Raw genomic sequence first — 9,748 nt, 5'->3', positions numbered from 1 at the left:
TGCATGGCGGCACCGGAAAGATCGATGGCTTGCCGGTGAGTTTCCGGCAGGCCTCAGCCTGCTTCGCCGCGAGGGCGCGCCTCCCACCGGGCATGGTGTGCACTCGCTGCCTTTGTGGGAGGCCCGACCTCGGGGCGATGCTTTTGGGTCTGGAGCATGCATTTCCGCTGTGCAGGCGGGGGCCTGCTCCACAACTTACCCGCCGACCCGCAAGGCCAGCCCCACCAGCACCATGCACTCCACCAGCTCGAGCAATGCGCCGGCGGTGTCGCCCGTGGTGCCGCCGAGTCGGCGCAGCATGGCGCGGCGTGCGAGCAAAAATGTCGCAATCGCCAGCAACAGGGCGGTCAGTCCGGTCATTCCACACAGCAGGCAGCCCAGAGCGACCACTGCCAGCACCCCGCGCGCCCGGCGCCGCGGCAGATTCGTCGCCAGCGCATGGCCGAGTCCATTGGGTCGCACGTAGGTGGTGCCGAGGAACAGAGCCAGCAACACCGCACGGCCCAGCACGGGTGCGAGCAGCAGTGCCACGGATTGCTGTGCCTGCAGCAGCGCCAGCAGCGCGGAGAACTTGAGCAACAGCAACAGCGCCAGTACCACCACGGCGACGGGTCCGCTGCGCGGGTCCTTCATGATCGCCAGGGTGCGTTCGCGATCTCCGAAGCCACCGAGCCAGGCATCGGCGCTGTCGGCCAGGCCATCGAGATGCAAGGCGCCGGTCAGCGCCACCCAAAGCGTCAGCAGCAGCGCCGCCTGCAGCAGTTGCGGCACGCCATCCAGCAGCAGTGCCGCCAGCCAGAGCAGTGTGCCGAGCAACATCCCGACCAGGGGGTAATGCAGCAACGAACGCCCCTGCTGCTCCGGCGTAGGCATCGCGGGCAGCCGGATCGGCAGGCTGGTGAGAAATTGCAGGGCGATCAGGAAAGGCGACATCGGTATTCCCGCGTAGGATTCTCAGATGGAGCAGCCAGCTTCGTCCGCCGCCCGCAGGCTCAGCGGCAGCAGCTCGCCATGGGCCACCAGCACTTCCAGCAGACGCTCGCGTGGCAGACCACGTGCCCGCGCCAGCAGCAGCCGCATCACGCCGGCATGGCCGATGACCAGCAGCCGCCGCCCGGTGAAACGCCGTTGCAGGCACGCCATGGCCGCCAGTACGCGATTCTCGAACTGCACCAGCGGCTCGCCGCCCGGCGGGGTGAAGCCGTAGGGATCGGCCCAGAACCGGCCGAGCGCCTCGGCGCTGCTCTGCATCAGTTCAGCGGCGCTACGCCCTTCCCAGGCGCCGAAATGCAGTTCGCGCAGATCGGCCTCCAGATACAGCGGCAGGCCGCGCTGCGCGGCCAGTTCACGCGCGAAAGCGGCGCAGCGTTGCAGCGGCGAGCTGACCAGTACATCCCAGGGCCCGGCGTCGCTCACGGCATCGCGCATCTGCTGCCAGCCACGCTCCGTCAGGGCATCGTCGAGGCTGCCGCGAAAGCCGCCGCCCCGTTCGGTTTCGCCATGACGCAGCAGATCGATGTGCATGCTCATGCAGGCCGATCCGAAACCGCCGCCTCGGCGAAGGTCGCCATTTCGTTGTGCAGCGCGCAGGCCTGCTGTAACAGCGGTACCGCCAGGGCCGCGCCGCTGCCCTCGCCCAGACGCAGGCCGAGATCGAGCAGCGGCACGGCACCGAGCGCCTCCAGCACGGCCAGATGCCCAGGCTCGGCAGAGCGATGAGCGAAGATCAGCCATGGCCGGCAGGCCGGATTCAGGCGCACGGCACAGAGCGCGGCGGCGCTGCAGATGAAGCCATCGACCAGTACCGGAATGCCCAGTTGCGCGCAGCCCAGATAGGCGCCCACCAGGGCCGCGACCTCGAACCCACCCAGCCGGCGCAGGGCTTCCAGTGGCTCTGCGCACTGATCGGCATGCAGCCGAACCGCGTTCTGGATGACCTGCACCTTGTGGCGGACGCCGTTTACGTCCAGCCCGGTTCCCGGTCCGACCAGGATCAGTGGCGAGCGCGGCAGCAGCACGGCGGCCAAGGCACTGGCGCTGGTGGTGTTGCCGATGCCCATTTCGCCGCCAATGAACAGCTGCGCCGCGCGCTGCGCTGCACGCTCTGCACTATTGCGCCCGGCCGCCAGCGCCAGCCGCAACTGCTCGGCGCTCATCGCCGCTTCGCGAGCCAGGTTCGCCGTGCCGGGGCCAAGCCGCTGGTGGCTTACGCCTTCCAACTGCAGCGGTTCCACGGTACCCAGGTCGATCACTTCCAGCGGGGTAGCCAGCCGGCGCGCCAGCACGCTGAGCGCCGCACCACCGGCGACGAAATTGCGCAACATTTGTCCGGTCACCGACTGCGGGTAGGCCGAAACCCCCTCTTCCACGACGCCGTGATCGGCGGCGAACACAGTGACATGCACCCGCTCGACCTGCGGCCGCTCGCTCGACTGCATGGCTGCCAGGGCCACCGCCAGGCCTTCCAACTGGCCCAGTGCGCCGCGCGGCTTGGTCAGCTGGTCCTGCCGCGCCGCCGCGCGCGCAGCGATGCCTTCGTCCAGCTGCCGGCAAGGTCCGTTCCACCACTCATGCATCACTGTGCTCCCTTCAAGGTCATGGGCAGCCCGGCGACCATGAAGCTCACCCGCTGCGCCCGCTCCGCCACGGCCTGGTGCAGCCAGCCAGCTTCGTCCACGTAGCGGCGGGTCAGCTCGCCCAGCGGCACCACGCCGAGGCCGGTTTCGTTGCTCACCAGAATGGTCCGGCCCGGCAAGTCGGCAAGGCACTCGAGCAGGGCATCACGCTCCTCGGCGAGGCGTGCCGGGGCGTCCAGCATCAGCAGATTGGTCAGCCAGAGGGTCAGGCAGTCGACCAGCAGGCAGCGCTCCGCCGCCGCCTGCTCGCGCAGTACCCGAGCCAGCTGCAGCGGCTCCTCGATCAGCGCCCAGTGCGCCGGACGGCGCTGCCGGTGATGAGCGATGCGCTCGGCCATCTCTCCATCGAGTGCCTGACTGGTGGCGATATAAGTCACGGCCAGGCCGCTGTCGACCGCCAGCCGTTCGGCCAGGCCGCTCTTGCCGGAACGCGCACCGCCGAGAATCAGTTCAAGCATGTGGTCCTCCCAGATAGTCTGTAGCAGCGCGCCATGGCACCCGGTATCGCAGCGACTTCGCGGGCATTGCCCGCTCCTTCACCGGCGGGTTGCCCCCGCTTTACGTCACGCAGATCGGTAGGAGCGAGCCATGCTCGCGAACCACGAAACCCGAGGTTGCGGCTGCGCGGGCGGACTCGTCGCCCCAGCCCCCTCGCGCAAATCCCCTGGGCATCGCTAGACACCGCAAAGCCCTCGCAGCAGGCGGGTATCCAGATGAGCATCCACCAGATCGGCCAGGCGCTCGATGTCGCGCTCGCGTAACGCGTGATAGTCGACGGTTTCTACCGCATCGAGCCCGGCCCAGCGCAGCAGGGCGGCGCAGGCCGCCGGTGTTTCGAACAGCCCGTGCAGGTAGGTACCGAGCACCTGACCGTCGGCGCTGATCGCGCCGTCACGGCGGCCATCGTCCAGTTCGACCGCAGCCTGGCGCAGTGCCGGCCCGTCGCTCATCCCGGCATGGATCTCGTAGCCGCTGATCTCGGCTCCCTCCAGGCACAGCCGGCCCGTGACGTTGCGCAGCTGCTTGTCGGCCTCCAGCACGGTTTCGAAATCCAGCAGCCCCAGGCCGGCACTCTCACCGGCCGTGCCTTCCAGCCCGAGCGGATCGGCGATGCGCGTGCCGAGCATCTGCAGGCCGCCGCAGATACCCAGCAGCTTGCCGCCGTAGCGCAGGTGCTTCTGGATCGCCGCCTCCCAGCCATTGGCCCGCAGCCAGTCGAGGTCGGCACGCACGCTTTTCGAGCCGGGCAGGATGATCAGATCGGCGGCGGGTATCGCCTGCCCGGGGCCGACGAAGCACAGGTCGACCTGCGGGTGCAGGCGCAACGGGTCGAAATCGGTGTGATTGCTGATGCGCGGCAGCACCGGCACCAGCACCTTCAGCGCCTCGCCGGTCTTGTCTGCCTGGCGCGCATCGATGGCATCCTCGGCCTCCAGATGGAAATCCATCAGATACGGCAACACGCCCAGCACCGGTTTGCCAGTGCGTTGCTCCAGCCAGTCGAGGCCGGGCTGCAACAGTGCGATATCGCCGCGAAAGCGGTTGATGACAAAGCCCTGCACCCGCGCCTGCTCACTATCCGAGAGCAACGCCAGGGTGCCGACCAGATGGGCGAACACGCCCCCCTTGTCAATATCGGCGATCAGGATCACCGGGCAGTCCACCGCCTCGGCGAAGCCCATGTTGGCGATATCGCCGGCGCGCAGGTTGATCTCGGCGGGCGAACCTGCGCCTTCGACCATCACCACGCGATAGGACGCCGACAGCCGCTGGTGCGAGTCGAGCACCGCCTGCATCGCTACACGCTTGTAGGCGTGGTAGGCAACGGCATCCATGCTGGTCAGTGCACGACCGTGGATGATCACCTGGGCGCCGATATCGCTGTTGGGCTTGAGCAGCACCGGATTCATGTCGGTGTGCGGCGCAAGGTTCGCCGCCTGCGCCTGCACCGCCTGGGCGCGGCCAATCTCGCCGCCGTCGGCGGTCACCGCACTGTTGAGCGCCATGTTCTGCGGCTTGAACGGCACGACGGCAATGCCCTGGCGTGCCAGCCAGCGACACAGCGCGGTCACCAGCGTGCTCTTGCCGGCGTCAGAGGTGGTGCCCTGCACCATCAGCGTGGTCATGGATGCGGCTCCTTGAAGGCTTGCAGGGCCTGCTCCAGCCGCACCCAGCCGACATGGGTGGGCAGGCCGAAGCGCAGACTGGAAGGTTGATCGAAAAGCCGCGTGAGAATGCCGCGACGGGCAAGGAAGCCATGCAGCAGTGCGGCATCGGGGCTGACCCACAACTGGAACAGCGCGCAGCCGCCCAGCGGCGTCAGGTCATGGCGGCGCAGCAGATCGGCCAGGCGCTGGCCATCGCAGAGCAGGCATTCGCGCTGGCGCTGCTGGGCGTCCCGATCAGCCAGCAGGAGGCTGCCAAGCAGGCGCGTCGGGCCACTGACCGGCCAGGGCCCGAGCTGCTCGGCAAGCGCACGCAGCACCTCGGTGTGCGCCAGGACGAAGCCCAGCCGCGCACCCGCCAGGCCGAAGAACTTGCCGAACGAACGCAGCACGATCAGCCCTGGCAGATGGCTGTGCTCGGCCAGGCTGTGCTGCGGCGTGCAGTCCATGAACGCCTCGTCCAGCACCAGCCAGCCGCCATGGGCCGCCAGCTCACTGCGCCATTCCAGCAGACGCTGCGGCGCGATCAACTGGCCGGTGGGATTGTTCGGGTTGACCACCACCAGCACGTCGAGCTGGTCCAGCGCACGCGGCACGCTGGCCGCGCAGAGCTCGACGACACGGTGGCCGACGCGGCGCCAGGCCTCGGCGTGCTCGGCATAGCAGGGCGACACGATGCCTACCCGCGCCGATCCGCGCAGGCGCGGCAAGGCCTGGATGGCACTCTGCGAACCGGCCACCGGCAGCACCGCGCGCGCACCGTAGTACTGCCGGGCTGCCGCTTCCAGGCCATCGTCAGGCTCCGGCAGGCGCGTCCAGGCGCAGTTGGAAATGCTCGGCAACATCGGGTGATACGGGGCAATGCCGGTGGACAGGTCGAGCCAATCCGAAAGCGGAATGCCGTAGCGCCGGGCGGCTGCGCGCAGACGTCCACCGTGCTCAAGCATGGAACCAGCCTCCGAACAGCAGCGCCAGCAGCCAGACGCCGACCCCACCCCAGACCAGGTCCAGCGCATGTTCGATATGCCGCGCCTGCGGGACTTCGCCTCGGCCCAGTTCGGGCCGGGCATGCACTTCACCGTGATAAATGGCGGAACCGCCCAACACGACGCCCAGCGCCCCGGCCCCGGCGGCCATCACCGGGCCGGCGTTGGGGCTGTCCCAGAGCGGCGCCTGGGTCTGCCAGCAACGCAGCGCGCGGCGGGTGCGCCCGAGCAGCGCATAGGTCAGCGCGACCAGCCGCGCCGGCACGTAGTTGAGCACGTCGTCGATGCGCGCCGCGGCCCAGCCGAAACGTTCGAACCGCGCGTTGCGATAGCCCCACATGGCGTCCAGCGTGTTGCTCAGGCGATACAGCACCACGCCGGGCGCCCCTGCGACGATGAACCAGAACAGCGCGGCGAAGACTGCGTCACTGCCGTTCTCCAGCACCGACTCGGTGGCCGCACGCGCCACCCCTGCCTCGTCCAGTTGCGTGGTATCGCGGCTGACGATCCAGCCGACGCGGCGACGTGCCTCGGGCAGATTATGCCGCCACAGCGCCCGGGCCACCGGCAGTGCATGCTCACCGAGACTGCGCAGGCCCAGGGCCAGATAGAGCAGCACGATCTCCACCAGCCAGCCGACACCCGGCAGCAGGCTGAACAGCCAGGCCAGCAAGGTCAGCGGTAGCACCGCCAGGCACCAGGCAGTCACCCCATGGCTGCGCCAGCCGCGCGCCGCAGCACCATTGAATTGCTGCTCCAGGCGATCGGCCAGGCGACCGAATGCCACCAGTGGATGCGCCCGCTTCGGCTCGCCGAGCAAGGCATCCAGCAGCAGCGCCGCGCCAACGGTAAGAAACAGACTCACTCGACCCTCTGCGCGCATGCACTGATCAGCGCATGCAGCTGGCGCACGCCATCGGTCAGCACCGCCGGGCCGGGGTTGAGTATGTCCGGCGACTTGATCTCATGCAGCTGGCCCGTGCGCACCGCCGGAATCGCCTGCCAGCCCGGCCGAGCCGCGACCTGCTCCGGCCGGAAGCGGCGGCCGCACCATGAACCGACGATCAGCTCCGGCGCGCGGCGCGCCACTTCCAGCGGGTCCTCGATGATCCTGTCCTTGGCGCGCTTGAACGACGCCAGCTCGGCGAAGCAGTCCTCGCCACCGGCCAGTTCGATCAGCTCGCTGACCCAGGCGATGCCGGAAATCAGCGGCTCGTTCCATTCCTCGAAGTACACCCGCGGCCGGCGCGGCAAGGCGGCGGCGCTGGCGCGGACGGCATCCAGCCCCGCCTGCAGCTCGGCGATCAGCGCCCGCGCGCGCTCGCCGGCGTGCACCAGCGCAGCGAGGGTCTCGATCATGCGCAGGATGCCGGCGACATCGCGCTGATTGAACAGATGCACTTCCAGCCCTTCGCGCGCCAGCTCGGCGAGCATGTCGCCCTGCAGGTCGCTGTAGCCGAGCACCAGGTCCGGCTCGAGGGCGAGAATCTGCTCGTGCTTGACGCTGGTGAAACCGCTGACCTTGGGCTTCTCCTTGCGCGCCTGTGGCGGACGCACTGTGAAGCCTGAGATGCCGACGATACGTGCCTGCTCACCCAGCAAATAGAGCGTTTCACAGGTCTCGGTGGACAGGCAGACGATGCGCTGCGGCCCCTTGTTCATGGCGACTCCCAAGCATTTTCGAAAACCAGTTCGTGCAGCGGTCGCGGCGTGGTCCAGCCTTCCAGTGCCAGCATCGGTGCCGGGTAGAACTGCTGCACCGGGCCTAGGCAGAGGATCGCCACCGGTTTGGCGCCATCCGGCATGCCGAGCAAGGCAGCCAGCGCCGCTGGATCGAACAGTGACACCCAGCCCATGCCCAACCCCTCTGCGCGCGCCGCAAGCCAGAGATTCTGGATCGCGCAGGCCAGCGAGGCGAGGTCCATCTCCGGCAGCGTGCGGCGGCCGAAGATATGTTGCTCGCGCCCATCCATCAACGCGGCGACCAGCAGTTCGGCACAATCCTCGATGCCCTCGACCTTGAGCCGCATGAACTCGGCGGAACGCTCGCCGAGCGCTGCCGCCGTGCGCTGACGTTCCGCGCCGACCAGATCGGCGATGGCCCTGCGCAACTCGGCGCGGGTGATGCGGATAAAGCGCCACGGTTGCATCAGGCCGACGCTGGGTGCCTGGTGCGCGGCCTGCAGCAGCCGCGCCAGCAGCTCCGGTGCCACCTCGCCGCCGGCGAAATGGCGCATGTCGCGGCGCTCACCGATCGCGCGATAGACCGCTGCGCGCTCCTGTGGGCTGAAGGCGTGCCCGCTCATGGCCGGAACAGCGCCGCGGCGGCTGCCGGATCGGACGGCAGGTAGAAATGGATGTAGGAGGCAGTCAGCCGCCCGTCTCGATAGACCGCTTCGGCTGTGCGCCTGTAGTTCGGGCACTCGCCGCGAGCCAACGGCTCGATTGGCGACTCCAGCGCCGAATGATGGAAGGTGTGACCGCGCAACCGCCCTTCCGGCAGTGCCACTTCCTGCAACGCCAGCGCGGTCAGGCGCTTGTGCATGCGCGCCTCGCCGGGCAGCAGGCCGAGCATCTGCGCGCGTTCATCGGCCCGGTCGGTCAGGCCGTCGAGCAGATAGAGCATGCCACCGCACTCGGCGAGGATCGGCTTGCCGGCGACATGATGGGCACGGATGGCATCGGCCATGGCATGGTTGCGCGACAGTGCGCGCAGATGCAGTTCGGGATAGCCGCCCGGCAGGTACAGACTGTCCACAGTCGGCAAGCGGGTGAAGCACAGCGGCGAGAAGAACAGCAGTTCGGCACCCAGCGCCTGCAGCAGGTCGAGATTGGCCTGGTAGAGAAAGGCGAAGGCGGCATCGCGCGCGACACCGATGCGCACGCCTGCCAGCAAGGGTTCGAGTGGCGCACTGAGCGGCGCGGCGAAGCTGACCGGCGCGGGCAGCTCGGTGTCCGCAGTGAGTTCCAGGGCATCGGCGGCGGCATCCAGACGAGCGTCCAGATCGGTCAGCTCCTCGGCCTGTACCAGCCCCAGGTGTCGGCTAGGCAATTCCACCTCGGCACTGCGCGGCAAGGCACCGTACCAGCGGATCGACGCCGGCAGGCTGTCGCGCAGGATCTCGCCATGCCTCGCGCTGCCGACCCGGTTGGCCAGCACGCCATCGAACGGCAGGTCCGGCTGGAAGCTGCTCAGCCCGTGGGCCAGCGCGCCGAAGGTCTGCGCCATGGCCGAGCCGTCGATCACCGCCAGCACCGGCACGCCGAAGCGCCGCGCCAGATCGGCCGCCGAAGGCGAACCGTCGAACAGCCCCATCACGCCTTCAATCAGGATCAGGTCGGCCTCGCACGCCGCTTCCCAGAGCAGGCGCCGCGACTCCTCTTCGCCGACCATCCACAAGTCGAGCTGATAGACCGGTCGGCCGCTGGCACGCGCGAGGATCATCGGGTCGAGAAAATCCGGCCCGCACTTGAATACCCTCACGCGTTTGCCCTGACGGCTATGCAAACGCGCCAGGGCGGCGGTGACGGTGGTCTTGCCCTGGCCGGATGCAGGCGCGGCGATCAACAGCGCCGGGCAGCTTCTGCTATTCATCGCGGTCTCTCGTCAGCAGCGTAGGGTGGATGACGCTTTACCCATCCAGCGACCACGCGGGTGGTGGATGAAAAAGGCGTCATCCACCCTACGCAACTACCGGCCGATGTCATCCCGGCATGGATCGCACCTCGATGAACAAGGCCTGCGGCACCGTAGGGTGGATGGCGCTTCACCCATCCACCGACCACGCCGATGGTGGATGAACAAGGCGTCATCCACCCTACGCAACTACCGGCCGATGTCATCCCGGCATGGATCGCACCTCGATGAACAAGGCCTGCGGCACCGTAGGGTGGATGGCGCTTCACCCATCCACCGACCACGCCGATGGTGGATGAACAAGGCGTCATCCACCCTACGCAA

The 9,748-nt window shown here is 68.3% G+C and carries 10 protein-coding genes; all 10 read right to left on the bottom strand.

The features are described 5' to 3' along the window. Window positions 1–195 precede the first annotated feature (195 nt). Window positions 196–933: an adenosylcobinamide-GDP ribazoletransferase gene (locus B597_RS43575; protein ID WP_003294685.1), complete on the bottom strand. Its 738-nt coding sequence runs from the start codon at window positions 931–933 to the stop codon at window positions 196–198. 21 nt (window positions 934–954) lie between these two features. After that, window positions 955–1,530: an alpha-ribazole phosphatase family protein gene (gene cobC, locus B597_RS43570; RefSeq protein WP_024162469.1), complete on the bottom strand. Its 576-nt coding sequence runs from the start codon at window positions 1,528–1,530 to the stop codon at window positions 955–957. Then, a complete protein-coding gene (cobT, locus tag B597_RS43565) occupies window positions 1,527–2,576 on the bottom strand; it encodes a nicotinate-nucleotide--dimethylbenzimidazole phosphoribosyltransferase (protein WP_024162468.1) in 1,050 nt (349 codons plus the stop codon). Before cobT ends, cobC begins: the two co-directional genes overlap by 4 nt. Continuing rightward, complete coding sequence (gene cobU, locus B597_RS43560) at window positions 2,576–3,094, bottom strand: bifunctional adenosylcobinamide kinase/adenosylcobinamide-phosphate guanylyltransferase (RefSeq protein WP_003294682.1); 519 nt, start codon at window positions 3,092–3,094, stop codon at window positions 2,576–2,578. The genes cobT and cobU overlap by 1 nt, the downstream gene beginning before the upstream one ends. Window positions 3,095–3,310: 216 nt before the next feature. Continuing rightward, entirely contained in the window at window positions 3,311–4,762 is a 1,452-nt protein-coding gene (locus tag B597_RS43555; protein WP_024162467.1) for a cobyric acid synthase, read from the bottom strand. After that, window positions 4,759–5,748, bottom strand: a complete 990-nt coding sequence (gene cobD / locus B597_RS43550) for a threonine-phosphate decarboxylase CobD (RefSeq protein WP_003294680.1) — start codon at window positions 5,746–5,748, stop codon at window positions 4,759–4,761. The genes B597_RS43555 and cobD overlap by 4 nt, the downstream gene beginning before the upstream one ends. Then, window positions 5,741–6,652, bottom strand: coding sequence for an adenosylcobinamide-phosphate synthase CbiB (cbiB, locus tag B597_RS43545; protein WP_003294679.1), 912 nt, complete (start codon window positions 6,650–6,652; stop codon window positions 5,741–5,743). The genes cobD and cbiB overlap by 8 nt, the downstream gene beginning before the upstream one ends. Beyond that, window positions 6,649–7,449: a cobalamin-binding protein gene (locus B597_RS43540; protein WP_024162466.1), complete on the bottom strand. Its 801-nt coding sequence runs from the start codon at window positions 7,447–7,449 to the stop codon at window positions 6,649–6,651. Before B597_RS43540 ends, cbiB begins: the two co-directional genes overlap by 4 nt. After that, entirely contained in the window at window positions 7,446–8,093 is a 648-nt protein-coding gene (bluB, locus tag B597_RS43535; protein ID WP_003292578.1) for a 5,6-dimethylbenzimidazole synthase, read from the bottom strand. Before bluB ends, B597_RS43540 begins: the two co-directional genes overlap by 4 nt. After that, entirely contained in the window at window positions 8,090–9,382 is a 1,293-nt protein-coding gene (locus B597_RS43530) for a cobyrinic acid a,c-diamide synthase CobB (RefSeq protein ID WP_003292577.1), read from the bottom strand. The genes bluB and B597_RS43530 overlap by 4 nt, the downstream gene beginning before the upstream one ends. Window positions 9,383–9,748: the final 366 nt, after the last annotated feature.

The organism is Stutzerimonas stutzeri KOS6 (assembly GCF_000307775.2).
Taxonomy (GTDB): domain Bacteria; phylum Pseudomonadota; class Gammaproteobacteria; order Pseudomonadales; family Pseudomonadaceae; genus Stutzerimonas; species Stutzerimonas stutzeri_B.
Note: the sequence above shows the minus strand (reverse complement) of the source record. Positions and strands in the feature narration are given on the sequence as shown.

Coding starts and splice junctions, on each gene's coding strand:
- B597_RS43555 (WP_024162467.1), bottom strand. CDS start 4,762: ATGACCACGCTGATGGTGCAGGGCACCACCTCTGACGCCGGCAAGAGC.
- cobU (WP_003294682.1), bottom strand. CDS start 3,094: ATGCTTGAACTGATTCTCGGCGGTGCGCGTTCCGGCAAGAGCGGCCTG.
- B597_RS43540 (WP_024162466.1), bottom strand. CDS start 7,449: ATGAACAAGGGGCCGCAGCGCATCGTCTGCCTGTCCACCGAGACCTGT.
- bluB (WP_003292578.1), bottom strand. CDS start 8,093: ATGAGCGGGCACGCCTTCAGCCCACAGGAGCGCGCAGCGGTCTATCGC.
- cobD (WP_003294680.1), bottom strand. CDS start 5,748: ATGCTTGAGCACGGTGGACGTCTGCGCGCAGCCGCCCGGCGCTACGGC.
- cobT (WP_024162468.1), bottom strand. CDS start 2,576: ATGCATGAGTGGTGGAACGGACCTTGCCGGCAGCTGGACGAAGGCATC.
- B597_RS43530 (WP_003292577.1), bottom strand. CDS start 9,382: ATGAATAGCAGAAGCTGCCCGGCGCTGTTGATCGCCGCGCCTGCATCC.
- cobC (WP_024162469.1), bottom strand. CDS start 1,530: ATGAGCATGCACATCGATCTGCTGCGTCATGGCGAAACCGAACGGGGC.
- B597_RS43575 (WP_003294685.1), bottom strand. CDS start 933: ATGTCGCCTTTCCTGATCGCCCTGCAATTTCTCACCAGCCTGCCGATC.